Annotated in this window: 16 protein-coding genes; 3 read left to right on the top strand and 13 right to left on the bottom strand. The window is 67.7% G+C overall.

The genetic code is table 11. The annotated features are described in order from the left end of the window. Positions 1-2 precede the first annotated feature (2 nt). Together purE and AC0Z36_RS18360 are read right to left on the bottom strand one after the other, a co-directional pair. Entirely contained in the window at positions 3-506 is a 504-nt protein-coding gene (purE, locus tag AC0Z36_RS18355) for a 5-(carboxyamino)imidazole ribonucleotide mutase (protein ID WP_485464007.1), read from the bottom strand. A gap of 29 nt (positions 507-535) precedes the next feature. Continuing rightward, positions 536-1,675 carry a 5-(carboxyamino)imidazole ribonucleotide synthase gene (locus AC0Z36_RS18360; RefSeq protein WP_485464008.1) on the bottom strand — a complete coding sequence of 380 codons (1,140 nt, stop codon included), beginning with the start codon at positions 1,673-1,675 and terminating at the stop codon, positions 536-538. A 309-nt stretch (positions 1,676-1,984) separates the two neighbouring features. Between AC0Z36_RS18360 and AC0Z36_RS18365 the strand changes: the two genes are divergently transcribed. Beyond that, positions 1,985-2,479 carry a GtrA family protein gene (locus tag AC0Z36_RS18365; protein WP_485464009.1) on the top strand — a complete coding sequence of 165 codons (495 nt, stop codon included), beginning with the start codon at positions 1,985-1,987 and terminating at the stop codon, positions 2,477-2,479. A gap of 5 nt (positions 2,480-2,484) precedes the next feature. Further along, positions 2,485-3,036 carry a GtrA family protein gene (locus AC0Z36_RS18370; protein WP_485464010.1) on the top strand — a complete coding sequence of 184 codons (552 nt, stop codon included), beginning with the start codon at positions 2,485-2,487 and terminating at the stop codon, positions 3,034-3,036. A gap of 30 nt (positions 3,037-3,066) precedes the next feature. Here the strand turns inward: AC0Z36_RS18370 and AC0Z36_RS18375 are convergent, their stop codons facing one another. The 11 genes from AC0Z36_RS18375 to AC0Z36_RS18425 form a co-directional block, all read right to left on the bottom strand. Next, on the bottom strand, positions 3,067-4,332 hold the full coding sequence (locus tag AC0Z36_RS18375) for an ATP-binding protein (protein ID WP_485464011.1): 1,266 nt from the start codon (positions 4,330-4,332) through the stop codon (positions 3,067-3,069). A 101-nt stretch (positions 4,333-4,433) separates the two neighbouring features. Then, on the bottom strand, positions 4,434-5,105 hold the full coding sequence (locus AC0Z36_RS18380) for a response regulator transcription factor (RefSeq protein WP_485464012.1): 672 nt from the start codon (positions 5,103-5,105) through the stop codon (positions 4,434-4,436). A gap of 398 nt (positions 5,106-5,503) precedes the next feature. Next, positions 5,504-7,057 carry a hypothetical protein gene (locus AC0Z36_RS18385; protein WP_485464013.1) on the bottom strand — a complete coding sequence of 518 codons (1,554 nt, stop codon included), beginning with the start codon at positions 7,055-7,057 and terminating at the stop codon, positions 5,504-5,506. Between the two features lie 100 nt (positions 7,058-7,157). Then, a complete protein-coding gene (locus AC0Z36_RS18390) occupies positions 7,158-7,994 on the bottom strand; it encodes a WxL domain-containing protein (protein ID WP_485464014.1) in 837 nt (278 codons plus the stop codon). Further along, positions 7,994-9,532 (bottom strand): hypothetical protein, encoded by a 1,539-nt coding sequence (locus AC0Z36_RS18395; protein WP_485464015.1) that lies wholly within the window; start codon positions 9,530-9,532, stop codon positions 7,994-7,996. Before AC0Z36_RS18395 ends, AC0Z36_RS18390 begins: the two co-directional genes overlap by 1 nt. Beyond that, positions 9,532-10,794 (bottom strand): WxL protein peptidoglycan domain-containing protein, encoded by a 1,263-nt coding sequence (locus tag AC0Z36_RS18400; RefSeq protein WP_485464016.1) that lies wholly within the window; start codon positions 10,792-10,794, stop codon positions 9,532-9,534. The genes AC0Z36_RS18395 and AC0Z36_RS18400 overlap by 1 nt, the downstream gene beginning before the upstream one ends. Before the next feature lie 288 nt (positions 10,795-11,082). After that, on the bottom strand, positions 11,083-12,408 hold the full coding sequence (locus AC0Z36_RS18405) for a WxL domain-containing protein (protein WP_485464017.1): 1,326 nt from the start codon (positions 12,406-12,408) through the stop codon (positions 11,083-11,085). A 471-nt stretch (positions 12,409-12,879) separates the two neighbouring features. Further along, complete coding sequence (locus tag AC0Z36_RS18410) at positions 12,880-13,689, bottom strand: hypothetical protein (protein ID WP_485464018.1); 810 nt, start codon at positions 13,687-13,689, stop codon at positions 12,880-12,882. Between the two features lie 428 nt (positions 13,690-14,117). Then, positions 14,118-14,915, bottom strand: coding sequence for a hypothetical protein (locus AC0Z36_RS18415; protein WP_485464019.1), 798 nt, complete (start codon positions 14,913-14,915; stop codon positions 14,118-14,120). Between the two features lie 581 nt (positions 14,916-15,496). After that, positions 15,497-15,712 (bottom strand): hypothetical protein, encoded by a 216-nt coding sequence (locus AC0Z36_RS18420; RefSeq protein ID WP_485464020.1) that lies wholly within the window; start codon positions 15,710-15,712, stop codon positions 15,497-15,499. Positions 15,713-15,783: 71 nt separating this feature from the next. After that, positions 15,784-16,323, bottom strand: a complete 540-nt coding sequence (locus AC0Z36_RS18425; protein ID WP_485464021.1) for a hypothetical protein — start codon at positions 16,321-16,323, stop codon at positions 15,784-15,786. 283 nt (positions 16,324-16,606) lie between these two features. Here AC0Z36_RS18425 and AC0Z36_RS18430 point away from each other — a divergent pair, with 283 nt between their 5' ends. Continuing rightward, on the top strand, positions 16,607-17,989 hold the full coding sequence (locus tag AC0Z36_RS18430) for a WxL domain-containing protein (protein ID WP_485464022.1): 1,383 nt from the start codon (positions 16,607-16,609) through the stop codon (positions 17,987-17,989). The last annotated feature ends 150 nt before the right edge of the window (positions 17,990-18,139 follow it).

The raw sequence follows: 18,139 nt of genomic DNA on the forward strand, positions 1-18,139 counted from the left end.
GGCTAGCCGGCCAGTCCCTCGCGGAGCTTGCGCCCCTTCTCCGTGGCCTGTGCGTTCAGCTCGACCTGGAACTCCTCCATGCGCTTGAGGAGTTCCAGGTCGTGCGTCGCCAGGATGCGCACCGCGAGCAAGCCCGCGTTGCGGGCGCCCGCTACGGACACCGTGGCGACCGGCACACCCGCCGGCATCTGCACGATGGACAGCAGCGAGTCCATGCCGTCGAGGTACTTCAGCGGCACGGGGACACCGATGACGGGCAGCGCGGTGACCGAGGCGAGCATCCCGGGCAGGTGTGCGGCACCGCCGGCCCCGGCGATGATCGCCTTCAGGCCGCGCCCTGCGGCCTGTTCGCCGTACGCGATCATTTCCCGCGGCATGCGGTGCGCCGAGACGACGTCGGCCTCGTACGGGACGTTGAACTCGTCGAGCACCTCGGCGGCGGCCCGCATGACGGGCCAGTCCGAGTCTGAGCCCATGACGATGCCGATGACAGGTCCGTTGGTCATTCCGCGCTCCCGCTCACTCTGTTCCCCGCTCACTCTGTGATGTCCCCGCGAAGGTAGGCGGCGGCGTGCCCGGCACGGGCGCGGACGTCGGCCAGGTCGTCGCCGCAGACGGTGACGTGCCCGACCTTGCGCCCTGGTTTCACATCCTTGCCGTACATGTGCACCTTCACACCCGGGTCGCGGGCCATGATGTGGAGGTACGGGTGGTACATGTCGGGGAAGTCCCCGCCGAGCACGTTGACCATGACGGTCCACGGCGCGCGGGCCCGGGGGTCGCCGAGCGGCAGGTCCAGGACGGCGCGTACGTGATTCTCGAACTGCGAGGTGACCGCGCCGTCGATGGTCCAGTGGCCACTGTTGTGCGGGCGCATGGCCAGTTCGTTGACGAGGATGCGGCCGTCGCGGGTCTCGAAGAGCTCCACCGCGAGGTGACCGGTGACGCCGAGCTCCCCGGCGATCTTCAGCGCGATGCCCTGGGCTTCCATCGCCCGGGCCTGCGGAAGGTCGGGAGCCGGCGCGATGACCGTGTGGCACACGCCGTCCACCTGCACGGATTCGACGACGGGGTAGGCGACAGCCTGACCGTGGGGTGACCGTACGACGTCGGCCGCCAGCTCCCGGACGAAGTCGACCTTCTCCTCGGCGAGGACGGGAACGCCCGCTTTGAAGGCGTCGGCGGCGTCGTCGACCGTACGGACGACCCACACGCCCTTGCCGTCGTAGCCGCCGCGGACCGTCTTGAGGATGACCGGGAAGCCGTCCCCCTCTGCGGCGAACGCCGTGACGTCCTCCACCGAGCCGACGATGCGGTTACGCGGGCACGGGACGCCGATGGCGGCCAGCTTTTCGCGCATGACGCCCTTGTCCTGGGCGTGCACGAGCGCGTCAGCCCCGGGCCGGACGGCGATGCCGTCGGCTTCCAGGGCCTTGAGGTGTCCGGTGGGGACGTGCTCGTGATCGAAGGTGATCACGTCGCAGCCGCGCGCGAAGGACCGCAGGTCGTCGAGGTCGTCGTGGTTGCCCAGGACCACCTCGTGGGCCACCTGGGCGGCTGACTCGTCGAGGGATCCCGCGAGCAGGCGGAAACGCACGCCGAGCGGGATGGCGGACTGGTGGGTCATGCGGGCGAGCTGGCCGCCGCCGACCATACCGACAACTGGGAAGGTCACGGTTACAAGGTTAGCGGCGGTTTTGGCCCGGATTCTCCGGGGCGTCGAAGGGTGACCTCCACCGTGTCCTACGTCATGTCCTGAGGGGTACGGACGACTCACACAGGGGCATGTCCCCGGCCGGAGCATGCAGTGGAACAAGGTGGCGGAAACCGGGTGGGAGCGGGATTCCCGGCCGGACGAAGGTCCTGGGCGACTTTCGGCAAAGACTGGGGAGACCGCAACCGGCTCAACGACCCGACTCGTCCGTACGGTTACCCTCGATGGGATGAGACGGTTTCCCTTTGAAGCCTCTGGGACGGAGCAGCGGTGAGCGCATCTTTGGCAGGCCCGGACCAGCGCCAGGCCGGCGCACCGGACGGGCGTAGGTCGAAGCTGCGTTCCGAGGTGGTCCAGTTCCTGGTCGCCGGCGGCCTCGCGTACGCCGTGGACGTGCTGGTGTTCAACCTCGCCCTGTACTGGGGACTCGACGGCGTCACCGCGAAGATCATCTCCTCGGTTCCGGCGACGATCGTGGCGTACCTCGGCAACCGGTACTGGACCTACAAGCACCGTGAGCGCACCGGTGTGGGCCGCGAGTACTCCCTCTTCTTCGTGTTCAGCGCCGTCGCCGCGGGCATCCAGGCCGCGAGCGTGGGGGTGTCACACCACTTGATGGGCTTCGAGAGCACGCTCGCCGACAACATCTCCGGCAACATCGTCGGCATGGCCCTCGGCACCGTGTTCCGTTTCTGGGCCTTCCGCACCTGGGTGTTCAAGCACAAGGCGCCTGCCGGTGAACCCGCGCTGGGCACCGCCCGGTGAAGGCGTTGTACGCGAAATTCCACGGAAAATTCCAAGACCTCCTCGCGGAGGGCGGGAAGTTCGCCGTCGTCGGCGGCTTCGGCGTGCTCGTCAACCTGGTGGTCTTCTGGATCTGCCGTGAGCTGATCGGGCTCCCGGCGCTGTTCTCCTCGCTGACGTCGACCGCGACCGCGGTCGCGGTGAACTACGTGGGCAACCGCTTCTGGGCGTTCAAGGACCGGACGTCCGGCGACGACAAGCGGGAGCTGTTCCTGTTCCTGGTCTTCAGCGGCATCGGCATCGGCATCGAGGCCGGCGCGGTGGAGATCTCCCACTGGATCGGCTTCACCAGTGTGTTCTCCGAGACCGTCGCGAAATTCGGCTTCGGGCTGCCGATAGGGACGCTGTTCCGCTTCTGGTCTTACCGCACCTGGGTGTTCACCGGGCCGCGGGCCGAGCACACCGACGAGGTTCCGCACTACGACGCGATGGCGGAGCTGGCCGCGGAATCGGTCGAGGCCGCGCACCTGGAGTCCGCGGCGGCCGAGCTGGTCTCGGAGGAGCCCACCAAGGCTTAACGCCGCTGCCCGGAGGGGGCCAGTGGCCTTCTAGTCGCCTTCGGTGCGCTGTTCGGCCAGGAACACCGCGAACACCGGCGGACGGGCCTGGAGCAGCTCCAGGCGGCCTCCGTCGGCCTCCGCGAGGTCGCGGGCCACCGCCAGGCCCAGGCCCGTCGAATTGTGACCGCTGACGGCCCGCTCGAAGACCCTGGCCCCCAGCGAGTCGGGCACGCCGGGGCCTTCGTCCTCCACCTCGACCACCACGGACGTACCGCTGGTCCGGGTGCGGATGCTTACGGTGCCCGCGCCGTGCATCAGCGCGTTCTCCAGGAGTGTGGCCAGCACCTGGGCCAGCGCGCCCGAGGTGGCCACCGCGTCGAGCCGCGGCACCCCGGTGACCCGGATGGACCGGCCCGCGGCCTTGACCGCCGGACGCCACTCCTCCACCTGCTGGCGGACCACATCGTCCACCGACACCACCATCGCGGAACGCGCGGACGGGTCGCGGCCCACCATCGTCTTGCGGGTGCTGGTGAGCAGCCGCTGCACCACGTCCGTGAGCCGTTCGACCTGGGCCAGGGCGATGGCCGCCTCTTCCTTCACGATGGCCGGGTCGTCGGTCTCGATGATCTCTTCGAGGCGCATGGAAAGGGCGGTCAACGGCGTACGGAGCTGGTGCGAGGCGTCGGCGGCCAGCCGGCGTTCGGCGGTGAGCATCCGGGCGATGCGTTCCGCGCTGGTGTCCAGTACGCCCGCGACCCGGTCCAGTTCGGCCACGCCGTAGCGGCGGTGCCGGGGCCGGGGGTCGCCGGAGCCCAGACGCTCGGCGGTCTCCGCGAGGTCGAGCAGCGGCCGGACGAGCCTGCGCGCCTGCCAGACGGCCAGGAGGGTGGCGGCGGCCACCGCGAGCAGTGCCACGAACAGGATCAACAGCAGGGATTCGCGGACGCTCCTGGTGACCTTGTCGCGCGGTTCGGCGACCGTCACCGATTCACCCTGGGCACCGTGCATGACCACGTCGAAGGTGTTGTCGGCGGCGGGCTTGGTGCCGACCTCCAAGACGGTGCCGTCGGAGACCTTGAGCAGCGCGTAGCGGCCGTCCTCGACCTGCTGGTCGAGCAGTTTCACGTCCGGCCGGTCCCCGGAGGCGAGGCGCAGCTCGACTACTTCGAGGACCCGGGCGGCCTCGGCTTTGAGGTTGTCCCTCGCGGTGGTCTCGATCGCGCGGGTCTCGACGATCGCCAGCGGGATGCCGAGTAGCGCGACGACAACGAGGACCACACCGAGGGTCGTGGTGATCAGCCTGCGGCGCACGGCGGTTCAGCTTCCTTTCGGCGTCCACGGGTGTCGGTCATGTACAGAACGCCCCTCGCTGATCTCCACAGGGGCTTTTTGTACATGATCGACACTTCGGTTCAGTTCTTCTCAAACCTGAAGCCGACGCCGCGCACAGTAGTGATGTAACGCGGATTCGCCGCGTCGTCGCCCAGCTTCCGGCGGAGCCACGAGATGTGCATGTCGAGCGTCTTGGTGGACGACCACCAGGTGGTGTCCCAGACCTCGCGCATCAGCTGGTCGCGGGTGACGACCCGGCCCGCGTCGCGGACCAGGACCCGCAGCAGGTCGAACTCCTTGGCGGTGAGTTGGAGTTCTTCCTCGCCGATCCAGGCGCGGTGGGAGTCGACGTCGATGCGTACGCCCTGCACCCCCTGGCCGACGTCGTTCGCGCCGCGCCGCAGCAGTGCGCGGACGCGGGCGAGCAGTTCGGCGAGCCGGAAGGGCTTGGTGACGTAGTCGTCGGCCCCGGCGTCGAGTCCGACGACGGTGTCGACCTCGTCGGCGCGGGCGGTGAGCACCAGGATGGGGAACCCGTGCCCTTCCGCGCGCAGTCTCCGGGCGACTTCGAGGCCGTCCATGCCGGGCAGGCCCAGGTCGAGGACGAGCAGGTCGATACCGCTCTGTCCGGCGCGGTCGAGGGCAGATGGGCCGTCTTCGCGCACGTCGACTTCGTAGCCTTCGCGGCGCAGGGCGCGGGCGAGGGGTTCGGAGATGGACGCGTCGTCCTCGGCGAGCAGTACGCGGGTCATGTGGTCGATCGTAGATGCCCGGACGGGTCTGGTGACCTACCCGCCCCGGACAAGCCGCTCCGGGATGCCTGGAGATCACCGTCCCGTGGGGCTTTTCCCGACGGGACGGTGACTGCGGAGACGAGCCTGCGGACTAAGCAGGCCGTACGGTTTTGAGCCGCGCGCACCACAACCTGCAAGCGTGCGGGCATGGGACAGCGGGCCGACGGCCGTGTTCCGGCCGTCGGCCCGCTGTCACCGGGGTCTAGGTGCTGTCCGCCGCGTCCGTGCGTTCCGTACACCCGTGCGGAGACTTTCCGAAGACTGCCCGGAGACTTTCCGAAGACCGCCCGGAGACTTTCCGAAGACCGCCCGGAGACTTTCCGAAGACCGCCCGGAGACTTTCCGAAGACCGGACGTCAGCTGCCCTGCTGCATCCGGCGGCGGCGGTACGGGATCGCCAGGATGACGCCGAGTCCGGCGAGGCCGAGGGTGCCGGCCGCCATGGCGAAGGCGCCGATGCCGCCGCCGTCGGAGCCGGTGCGGGCGAGGCCGCCACCGGTTGCGGCGGTGCCGCTGCCGCCGGTGTCAGCGACGCCGCCACCGGGGTTCTGGGTCTGTTCGACCGGCGGGGTCTTGGCCGGGGGCGCGTCGCCTTCGGCTTTGAGCTGAGCGGAGACGTCAATGCCCTTAGTGGGGGTGCACGTGGTGGTCGCCTGGACGGCACCCTCCAGCTTGGCGACCATCACGAGCTTGTCCGGGGTGAAGGAATACATCCCTCCTCCCGGAATCGTCCACTTGGCCGCGAACTGGCCGGCCTTCATCGGGCCGCCCTTCTTCAGCGGTACGTCGAACTCGGCAGCGTTCACCGGAATCACGTCCGTGTACTGCTTCCCGTCCGAAACCTTGACCGAGAGGGTCGGCGTCATCTGAAGCGTGATGGGCAAGTTCGGAACATCTTCGGGGAAGTTACCGATCAGGCCGTCTTTGAAATCGACCTTGAGGTCGACCGAGTCGCCCTTCTTCCCCGCGGCCGGGACCGTGATCTTCACCGGGCGGGTGCTGTTCACGTCGCCCTGCTTGAGCACAGCTACGGACTTGCAGAGGTAATCGACCGTCACATACTTCGGCTCCATGGGCTTGGTGTCGTCCCCAGGCGGCGGAGGCGGGCTCTCCTCGCCCTTGGTGACCTTGAACGCGGACTTGGCGTAGTCGGTGCTGCCTGCCTTCGCGACCCCGATGTTGACCGTCGCCGCGTCGTTGACGGGAAACTCCACGTCCTTGATCGCACCGGTGGTATCCGTGTCGACCGTCTTTGCCTGGTCCGAGGACTTCTTGCCGTCGGCGGTCAACCCGACGATGTCGACCTTGCCACTCTTTTCAAGGCCGGTCGCGTTGACCCTCACCTTGGTCCCGACCGGGCCGGTCGCGGGGCTGATCTTCACTTCCGGCTTGGCTGCGGGTGTACTGGCCTTGGTCGCGCACTTCGTCTCCGAATCCAGCGCTTCGACCTTCGTGAAGGTCGAGTAGCCGTCCACCTTGAGTTGCAGGGACCCGGCTTTCTTGATCTTGAAATTCCCGGTCATGTCAGCGATCTTGAGTTCCTCCCCGGGCTTGGCCTCGGGGTTCTTCTTCTCGCCGACAAGATCGACAGTCCCGGTCTGGTCTCCCGCCAGCACAACCTTGGCCACACCGTGGGTCGAGTCCTTTTCGACAGTTATGGTGCTTTTCGCCGGGACCGGCTGGTACTTCTTCCAGACCCACGTGACCGTGACTTCGTCGTCGACCGCGTAAGTCGCCTTCGCAGGGGACGCGGTCAGCTCTACCTGGATCTCCGCGTCGGCGATCTCCAGCGTCGGCATTTTGCTGTTGACACAGCTCGCCGTGTACGTCTCCGGCGCCGCGTGAGCCTGGCCGGCCGACATGACCACCAGCCCCCCGGTGCTGAGCAGCAGCGAAGCTCCCGCTGCCATTGTCGTTCTCTTCTTGGCCTTCATGAGTGGTGGTGCTCCCTTTCCTTGGGGTTGGGACGTGCCCCTGGGTCGAAGTCCTCCAGCCGGACCGGAGGGTTTTTCAGGTGAGCGTGAGCACGAGGGTCGCCGTGTAGTTCCCGGAGGGCGCCCTTCCGTCGGGCAGCCACAGCCGGAGCTTGGCACCCACGTCGAATTCGCCGCCGGTCACTCCGGATGGCACAGCGGCGGCGGAACACAGGACCGCGGCACGGGAGCCGGTGACCGACCGCCCCGCCACGGGAGTACTGGGGTAAGGGACGGCGCCGCCCGGACGCGGGGAACAGGTCGGCTCCCACGCGAGCCGGTCGGCGGTGATCTTCCGCCCGTCGGGCCCGGTGAAGTCCGTCATCTGGGCGGTCAGCGTCCAGCCGTTCCGGGAACCGCGGAAGTCCTGGACCAGCAAAGGCTCAAGGCTGCCCTGCAAGGTTCCGGTCATCCCGCCGGCGGTCAGTTTCCCGACGCCCGACCGGGCACCGGAAGCAGAGGTCACGGTCAGCGGGCCCGGCTGGATGTGTGTTCCGGCGCCCTGCCCGGTGTTGCCGACCACGTCGGCACCGTGGATTTCCCAGCCGAAGCCGCCGTAAGCTCCGGACCCACCCCCGGGCTGGCCCGGAACGGCGTCGGCGCCGGTGGTCGACTGCTGGTCGGCATCCACCGATCCGCCGCTGTCCTGCTGACCGTTCACCGGTTCGCCGGTCGTGGACCCGGTGGGCGTCGGTGTGCCGGGCGCCGGGCGGTGGGCCGCGGGCGGCGCCGACTGGGCGACGACCGGCTTGCCGGTTTCGACACAGCCGTGCGGACCACACCCGCCGGGCTGTGCCGCGAGACAGGCCAGTACGGCGGCGAAAACTCCCGCACAACCTGCGGCAGTCGTGGCCCAGCGGGCTCCGGCGCGCATCAGTCACGACCCCCTGCGGAAGTCCCGCCGCCGTCGGGCCCGGTGGAGTTCCACGCGAGGGATCGCATGATCTCCGCGGGGTCCACGAGGGAAGCGACCACGACCGGCTTTCCAGGCTTCGGCGTACGGTCCGGCTGCTGCTCGGCCGCTGCCGGGACAGGAGCGGGCTCTGTGGCCTCCTCCTGCGCCACCGCCGGTTCCATGACCGTCGTCGGCGCGTCGTCCGGCTGTGCGGGCCTCCGACCGAGCGCGGGCAGCTTGAACCGGCGCCTGCCGTCGACGGGCCCGACGGCCACTACATCCTTCTTGCCCGCTTCCAGGGCTGCTCCGGGCCCGGCATCAGGCTCCGCGTACAGCGGTCCGCTGAGGACCACGGTCTCCTCGACCGCCGGGGTCCTCCGGCGTGGGACGACTACCGGTGCGGACTCCTCCGGCCCCGGGCCCGTCGCGTTCCCGACAACATCCCGCGAAGACTCCGAATCGACTGCGGGCTCATCCGACACACCGTCAGCATCCTTCTTGGGCAAGCCCTTCCGACCCTGGACAAGCCGGATCACTGTCAGCGTCAACCGCCACAACATCAGCGGAATGATGGTGAGCAGGAGGACCACGAACAGGTAGACACCCCACGGGCGGCCGACGTGCAACGGGCTCTCGACGACCATCTGGCCCTCGTACATCACCCGGTAGGTGAAGTCACCGTGCTGCCGCGCCTTGAGTGAGATGCCCAGTTTGATGGTGGTCCGCTCGCCGGGCTTGATGGTGCCCTTCCACTTGAGGTCCTCCCAGGAAGGTGCGTAAACGCCTTCGTAGGTGCCGAGTTGGAAGACCGGGTTGACGACCGGCGAGGCGCCCATATTGCCGACGTTGAGCTCGAATTCACGGACGACCGGGGAGCCGAACTTGGTGAAGACCGAGTCGGAGCCCGTCAGCTCGCTGTCGAGGAACACGAGGTGTCCGGGCCCTGCGACGTTGGGCTGGAGTCCCTCGAACTTGGCCCCGATGACCAGGATGTCGATGTCGGCCTGCTGGGCCTTTCCGCCGGTCACCGTCGCCAGTCGCACCGAACAGGGACAGGGTTTGGGCGGAATGACGGCCGGCAGTGAAAGCCCCAGTTTCCCGTCCGGGCCGACTGGAACGCTCACCGCGTTCTGCAGTGCGCAGTCACCCGTACCTCCGTGGCCGTAACGCCCGCAGATCATGATCTGGACCAGTGATCCCGGCGTCCACCCGGCTCCGGTGACCTTGACGTACTCCCCCGGCTTGACCTGCTGCGCGGAGAGCGTGACCGACTGGCCGCCGCTCGCCGTGATGGTCGGTGGGGTCAGGTCCGACGGAGCGATCGTGGGCGACGTCTTCCCGGCGGGTTGCGCCGGAGGTTTCGGCGGGGCGGAAGACGACGGCGCGGGCGCGGCCGTCGAGGGTGGCGCCAAGGCGAGTGCGAACAGTGCGGCGAGCACCAGGCAGACGAAAGCGGTCAGACTCCTGCGGACACGGCTGACGTCCGGGCGATACGGGAACTGAGGTGCGGAGGTCATCAACTACGTCCCCCGGCCGCCCGCTCGGGTTCATCCACCGGTCCGGTGCCGATCGGCAATTCCGTGACCACCGGCGGCAGTTCAGTGGTCATTTCGTCGCCGGGCCCGGCCTGCTCCGCAGTCGACGGCTTGTCCGCGGCCACTGCTGTCGCCGCCGCTTCCGGCGTCTTCACTGTCGGCTCCGCGACCTCGACCGCCGCCGGGTCCGTGTCGGGGCCTGGTTCCGGGTCCGCGGCGGAAGTGCCCTTCGTGCCTTGCGACTTCGACCGACGCCAGTTCCACACGACACCGGCGACGATCAGCAGCAGCGCCAGCAGGGTGAGGAACGGCCACGGCACAGCGGCGAAGGACACCGATTCGGTGTTCGCGGTGTTGGGCTGTCCGCCGTCCACCGAAACCTTCAGGTCGACCTTGTCCAGCCGCGGTACGTCATTCCACTTCTGCGTGAGTTCGACCTTCTGCCCGGGGAGCAGTTCGGGCACCGAGATCGGCGCCTGCTTCTTGTCCAGGACCGTACGACCGAACATCCCGGTGGCGTGCAGGCCCATCTGCGGGCGCACGATCACGTTGCCGGGGTTGACCAGCGTGTAGTGGATGACCGCGTCGCTCGAACCGAAGAAGGCGCCGAAGCCGGTCGCCCGCTCGATGCGGACGTTCTCCACGTTGAGCGCGGGCAGGGTCGGCCCTTGCACACGCAGGTAGACACGGGCGCCGATCTGCTGGCGGGTGTCGACCTTGATCTGGCCCTTCTGCTGGGACTTGATGACCTCGCTGTCGAGGGCGGTCACCGCGCCGATGTGGTCGCCGGGTGTCGCGTTCGCCGGAATGTCCACGGTGAACGGCACGGCGACCTTCTCACCGGGCTGGAGGACGACCTCCTGTTTGTCCTGCGGGATCTTCACCCAGGAGCCGAGGTCGGTCTGCTTGTCGTCTGAGGTCTTGAGCGCGAAGCCGCCGTCGCGCGGGGTGTTGTACGCGTCGGTGCCGAAGAGCTTGAAGGTCATCGGCCGGTTGCTGCTGTTGGCCAGGGTGATGCTGTCCGACACCGGAGTGCCCGGGGCACCTTCGAGGTAGAAGTAGCGGCGGGCGTTCTGATCGGCACCGGTGGCCACCAGCGGATCGATGGACCATTCACCGTTGCCGGCCGCGTGCGCGGCCGGAGCCGGTATCACCAGGAACGCGGCCAGGACAGCCAGTACCGCGAGTACGACAGCGGTGAGCGTCCTTGGTCGGGCAGTCGCCCCCACGGCTTCGACCCTCATGTGTTTTCTCCTGCCAGGTTCGGAATCGGCGCGATTCGGTCGTCTGCGCACCCCGGGAGCGGTTCCGGTGCGCGCAGTGGTGGTTCACGGTCCGACGCCGGGCGGATGTGGGAGGAGCGGACTGGTGTGTCCGCCCCTCCCGCCGCTCTGCGCCGATCCGCAGCGGCCTCCTCCGGACCCGGTGCCTTCAACGGACGGCTTCCGCCGAAGGCACCGGTTCACAGTGGAGCCCGTTCAGATCCCCGCGGGCTTTCACCCGCCGGGAGTCCTAGTCGACCTGACTTGTGATCAGGACAGCGACAGGGTGATCGTCGAGCTGTAGACACCGGTGCCCGCGTAGGCCGGAACCGCGAGGCTCACATCGGCGTCGGCGGAGAACTTGCCACCGGTCGCCTTACCTGCCGTGCCCGCGACCGCGGAGCACAGGGTCGAGTTGTTGACCGCACCAGGAGCACCGGAGACGACCTTGCTCGGCGACGCGACGTCGGTCACCGCGCACTTCGGGGTCCAGGTGAACTTGTCAGCGGAGATGACGCCGCTGCCGTCCGCAGTGGTGAAGTCGGTGGCCGTGGCGGTCAGCGACCAGCCCAGCGACGAACCGCGGAAGTCGTTCACGCTGACCGTGTTGAGCTTGCCGGTCATGTTCTGCGGCGTGCCGTTGAGCGTGACGTCCGACAGCTTGAAGGCGTCGGCGGTCTGGGTCATGCCCAGCTTGCCGGCGACGATCTCACCACCGGCGTTCTGCACCAGGTCGCCCGGCTTGGTGTCACTCTCGACACGGAAGGCCGCACCCGCCTTCTTGGCGGACGGCGGAGCCTCGCCCATGCCGATCGCGACGGTCTTCGCGTCGGTGACCGTCACCTTGGCGCTGGCCGCGCCACTGGCGTCGGCGGTGACCGGGACGGCCGCGCCGAGCACGGCACCGGTGGCGTCCGTGGCAGCCGCGAACACCGTCGCGTTCGGCGTGAAGTTGATTCCGTTGACGGTGACTTCAGTGCCGACCTTGCCCTTGGCGGGGCTGAGGGTGACGGCCGGAGTCTTCGGCGCCTGCGGGATCTTGACATCGGCCAGCGAAGCGTTGTTGCCGGTGACCGTGCACGGGGTCAGGCCGAGGTCGTCGACCGTACCGTCCTCGTTCTTGACGGAGACGGCGTTGACAAGCTTCTTCACGGAGAAGCTGACGGTGCTGCCCGCGGCCGCACCGGCCGGAACCGGAACCATCGCCTTGTTCGGCGGCAGATCCAGGCCGACACCCTTGGGCACGTTGGTCACGACTGCCGGGAACTCGACGTCCACGTCACCAGTCGCACCGCCACTCATCGTGAAGGTGTAGGTGGTCACGATCGTGGCGTTGTTGATCGGGATCGGGCTCTTCGCCGGGGCGGGGCCCGGGTCGATGGTCAGCTCGACCGAGCTGCCCGCCGCAGCGGTGTCCGGAAGCACGGTCGCGACCAAGGTCATCGGGCCGACCTGCTTCGGGAACCCGGGAGGGGCGCATTCCACAGTCGGGTTGACCGTGTTGGCCTGCGCCGCCGGAGCGATGATCGCCAGGCCGAAAGTCCCGATCGTCGCTGCGCCGAGCGCCGCGACGACCTTCTTGTTGGGTTTGAACATGTGGTGCTGCTCCTTTGTGGAGAGGCTGCTACTGCCGCCGGGGAGCGGTGGCAGTCGAAACACCACACCGGGATTCGCCGGGAACTCTGCACAGGCCTGGTCGCCGGCGATCCGGTGCCGTACACGGACGGCTACCTCGGTTCCTGGTGCACGTACGGCCGAGGTGGCCGTCCTGCCGGACCCGGCACTCCTGGTTGGTACTTCTGGCCGGAGTTCCGGGGCCGGTAGCGCAAGTGGAACCTGTTTCAAAAACCAGGCGAGTCATTGATGCCTGTTCCGGTCGTCGAAGTCAAGACATATTCCGCGGCCAACTCGAATGTCCCGATAGTTGAATGACACACCATCAGTAACGGAGTAACCGCCCCCGCTTTAGACTTCGACATGCGTCGCCAACGCCTCGTCAAACCACCGGAAAGACGACGTGACGAGGCGTCAGCACGACTTAGCGAACCCGTTCTCGATGAAAAGCGATCAGGCTGCCCGGTTGCGGCGCACGCGACGCGTGGCGAGCAGGACGCCTCCGGCGCCGAGCAGGCCGACGGTGCCGCCGATGAGACCGAGGGAGACTGCGTCGTCCAGGGGCCCGGTCTTCGGCAGCTTGGTCTCGCCGCCGACGGTTGCCGCTCCGGTCGTGCCCGTGGTGCCCGTCGTGCCCGTCGTACCCGTCGTACCCGTCGTACCCGTCGTACCCGTCGTACCCGTCGTACCCGTCGTACCCGTCGCGCCGGTTGTGCCGGTTGTGCCGGTCGTGCCCGAGCCGCTACCCGAGGTAATGCTGATCGCCGCGGAGGTGACCGTGCATTCCGTGGTGGTCATGCCGATGCTCGGGATGTCGGTCTTGTTGACCATCTTGACCGGCGTCAGGTCGACCTTTCCGCCGGTCGCGCTGGCGGGCACCTTCAACGTGGCTTCGAACGGCGGCGGCTGGATCTTGGCCTGCGCAGGAACGTTCACCTTCGCGGCCGGTCCGGTGAGCGTGACGCCTTCCTTGAACTGGATCGACGGCGTCAACGGAACGTTGGTGAATGCCATCGGGCTGCTCGCCGGGCTGGGCCCGAGCGTCACCTTGACCTTGACATCAGCACCGGCCGTTACCGCGCCCAGAGCCTCGATCTTGATCGTCTGCTTGCCGTCTGCCGGCGTATTGATGATCGGCAGCATGCACTTGACATCCGCGGCGACTTCACCGGCGACGGCCTGCGGCGCGAAAGCCAGCATCGCAGCCGCCGTCACCGCCAATGCGCCGAAACCGCCGGCGATCCTCTTGCTGGGCCTAACCATGGGGGTCGTGCTCCCTTCAGGGGACTTCAGGTGCCTTCCCAGCCGCCGCGACCAATGTTTTTGCGACTGCTCGACGTCTCACCTAGTTCCAAGACGTCGCGACTGTGCCACTCGATGATGACAAGTCAGGAACTTGGCCGACGGTACGACAAGTACATGACCGAGACAACAGTTCTGGCGAGAAAATCACCCTCCTCCCCAAGCTGTGATGCACGGGGTACGGATAGACGGCGCACCGCCGCTCGCGGGGCGAAGTGCACCATTTTTTCCCGGAATACAACTGATGACACGTGTGGCAAATGCACGATACGCCCCGGGAGGCGGGAGCCGACCGGGGCGCATCAGGCTTCACCCGTCACCCTGTGTGCATACTCAACTAACAGGTGATCATGAATTGCGACCTGTCTGCGAGTTCATGTTCTTGAGGATCAAGCGATTTCATTGCGGCGCGCGCGGCGAGTGGCCATCAATACGCCACCGATCCCGAGCAGTCCGACAGTTCCACCGATCAGACCGAGCGAGACCGCATCGTCCAGCGGGCCGGTCTTCGGCAACTTGGTGTCACCGCCGGTAGTGGTAGCACCGCCGGTAGTGGTAGCACCGCCGGTAGTGGTGGCACCGGCGGTAGTGGTCGCGGCGCCACCGGTAGTGGACGCCGAGCCGCTGCCTGCGGTCACGTCGATGCTGAGCGCCACGCCCGTACCGGCGTTGGTGCACTCGATGGCGAGGTCCATGTTGGCGGCCTTGGCCCCCATCACGGTCTTGGTCGGCGTCAGGTCGAGCTTGCCGGTCTTGGCATCAGCCGGGATCGTCAGTTTCACCTTGAACACCGGCAGTTTGATGGGCGTGTCCTTCGGCAAGTCCATCTTGAACATGGGCGAGGAGGCCTTGAGCGTGCCGGTACTCGCCCCGCCGGCCTTGAACTCCATGGTCGGAGTCATCTCGGCCGGGAGTGCCAGCGGCGTGGTGGCCGGGCTCGCACCGAGGTCCGCAGTCAGTTCGACCACGTCACCGGCCTTGGCGGACGCCGGACCACTAATGGTGAACGACTGCTCTCCGGTCACCGACGCCTTGCCCAGAATGGCTGCGACGGCGTCCGGGAACTTGCACGTCGCGGTGCCCTTGGTCGTTCCGGCCGCGGCCTGTGGCGCAAGGGCCAGCATCGCAGCCGCAGTCACCGCCAACGCGCCGACACCGCTGGCGATTCTTCTGCTGGGCCTAACCATGTGGGTAGTGCTCCCTTCAGGGGACTTCAGGAGACTCGCAGGAGACTGCTCAACCGCCGCATCTGCGCACTTGCGACAGTCCGACGCCCCGGCTTGATCCAATGCGTCGCGACTGTGCCATTCGGTGATGGCAAGCCAGGAACCCGGCCGACGGTACGACAAGTGCATTACCGAGGCAACAGTCAATCGCGGGAAACCAGTCATTCGGAAAAGACGTGCCGACCTTCCATTTGCGATCATTCTGATCAAGCGGGAAGTCGCATCTGTCCTTTTTCACCCAGTGACGGATGCACTCGAATACGGCGGTCCCAGGCGTCGGAATGAAGAACTCCGGGCCACAGGTGAGATCGCCCCCGCTGCCCGGAGCTTCGGTCTGCCGGCCAGCCGTCGCCGCTGCGGACGAGGCTGCGGCGGGTGCGGGTGCGGGTGTGGGTGTGGGTGCCGCCATCATGCCGATCGCGACCGTGCCGACCCTCGCCGCATCCGCCCCGGCCGGGCCCATACGTGGCGGGATCCGAAAACGCAGAGGAGCAGTTCCGTAAGCCCGATCGGGCATACGGAACTGCTCCGCAGAACAGACTTCAGATGACGGCGGCACCCGGTTCCTGGATCAAGCCAGGCGGATAGACGTTCCCGGGCATGCAGTCCCAGGTGAAGGGTTCGGGAGTGTCATCGGCATAGATGATCTCCACGCCGTTGGCCCGGACCTCCGCGCACTGACGCTGGACTTCCTCGGCCCTGGCCACAAAACCCGCAATGCGCTTACTGATCTCTTCTTCAGTCATGCGGTCAGCCATCGCCGTCTCCCTTCAGAAGCCCCACGGATGCGAAGAGTCGATCCATGGAGTCAATCATCTGTTCTGCGTCGTTATCGCCCCAGGTACAGGGTGGTTTCACCCAAGAGCTCCCAGGGAGACAGCAGGTAGTCGAGCCACTCGTGATTGACCAAGTGCACCTGATCGCCATCACGATCCCACTCAGCCCCGTGGCAATAGGCACGCATTGCTCGAAGCGTCCCAACCGCAAGGGTCTGGCTGACCGCATCCCACCAATCCGCAAGCGGCCCGCCGGGCAACGCGTCACTGCCCAGTTCCTTCGTGCCGATGCCTATCCGTTGGTGATCAAGCACATGTCCGTACTCGTGGATCAGCGTCCAGACCGCACTGTCAGACGCATTCGGGCGCAGAAAGATTGTGCCTCCTCTCCCGAAGGGTCGACAGGGCCAGCCCACCGGTACGTACCGCCCGAGCACTTCTTGATCCACCGACCTGTCGAACTCCGAAAACCGCAGCACCCCAGGCAGACACAGCGGCGGATGCACCCGCCGCATGATCCGCTCCGCCCGGTCATGCACCTGCCAGAGGTCACCACCCGGAGGCAGCCCCTCCGCCGGCACCCTGCTGTCCATCCCCCACCCCCAACCGCTGGAGGAACAAATCCAGCAGTCGGGTAACGATTCCGGGCATTGGGAGTTACGACAGCAACATGAACAATCTCTCGTCCGGGCCCGGGATCACCGGCCCGGCACCACACGTCAGCTGCGGCCCCAGCCCCGCAACAGGCCGGCCGATCCCTTGACACTGCGTCAGGAGACAGTCCTGAATGGCAGTTTCAGCTGTGTCCTGCAACCGGTTCTACCCGCCCGTAGCGATCATGAGGACCAGCGGAAGGCAGAAGGGAGCATCACCAGCATGTCCCTCCCCCGCAGGAGGCCCGTACGACGGCTGGGCGTCGCGGCGGTCATCATCGCCACCGCAGCAGCCGCGGCCGGACTGACCGCAAACGTCCCAGCCGCCCAGGCCGGGCCCGTGAACCACCAGGTCGACTGCACACCTGGCGGCCTGGACGGCCCGAAGTTCACCTGGCAGCCGCAGATCGAACTGACCGTCAGCCCGCAGAAAGCGGTGTACGCGGTCGGCGACAAGGTGACCGTCACCTGGAAGTGGACGACCCCGCCCCGCAACCCGTCCAACTGGCGGGCCCTTCTTCTGAACACCTCCTACCCGACCGGCAAGGTCGCCCTGTCCGGGGCCCAGACCGGCGAGGTCAAGGTCGAGGCCGGCAAGAAGCACGCGACCGCGGGCGGCAACCAGCCGCTGTACGTCCCGGACATGACAGGCGGGTTCACCGTCGCCAAGGAAGGCCGGATCGACCTGTCCCCGGCTGGCTACAGCATCCACACGATGCTCACCCCGGACAACCCGTGCGTCCCCAAGGGCGCGCTGCCGATCGCCGCCGGGTTGCAGGTCGGCACACCGCCGAACCCCGGCGGCACTTCGGGAGGCACGGCCGGCGGAGCCAACGGCGGTGCGACAACCGGCACTTCCGGTGGCGCGACACCCGGCACGACGAGCGGAGCCACCGGCGGCAAGCCCGGCGGGACCGCTGCCGGCAGCACCGGAACCGGTGGAACCACAGCCGGCACCACCGCCGGCACCACCGCCGTCGGAACAGGCGGCGGAACAGGCGGCGGCACTCCCCCGCCCACCACCGGCGGCACGGCTGGCGCGGCCACTGCCGGAGGGGCGACCACCGGCGCCACAGCCGGACCGCCCACCGGCACAACCACCGTCGACCCCGTCACCGGTCTGCCCGTCCCGCCCGGCACCCCCGGCGCGGCGACCGCCCCGGTAGCCGACGCGCCCGCCGCAGTAGCGGCAGGTCCGCTGCTGATGCTGCCCACCAAAGGCATGGAACTGGACGGGTTCAAACCCGGCGCACCGACCAGCGGCCGGCTGGACCCGGTGATCATCCGTGACCGGCGGGGCAGCACCCTCGGCTGGACCCTGACCGGTCAGCTGTCGGACTTCGTCGCAGCCGACGGGCAACGGATCCCCGCGGACAAGCTGATGTGGATCCCCAGTTGCATCGCGACCAAGCCGGACACCAACACCGTGGTCAGCGGCGTCCCGGGCAACGCGGGCACCGGTGCGAAGGTGCTGTGCGCACAGAAGGCCAGCAACGGTTCGGTCACCGGCGGTGAGTTCCAGGCGGACGCGACGCTGGACATTCCGGTGCCGGCAACTGCCGTAGCGCCCTCGTACACCGCGGATCTGACGCTCAGTCTGAGCTGACGGACAACAGAAGACAGGTCGGGGGTTTTTTGGGGGGCCCCGGGGCCCCCCAAAAACCCCCCCCGCGGTGTTTTGGACCGCGGAAGGCGCGCAAAACGCGGGCCATACGTGGGCCCCCCCCCCGGGGCCCCCCCAGCGCAAACGGACGTC

The sequence above is a fragment of the Kitasatospora sp. UYEF31 genome, from assembly GCF_057291755.1.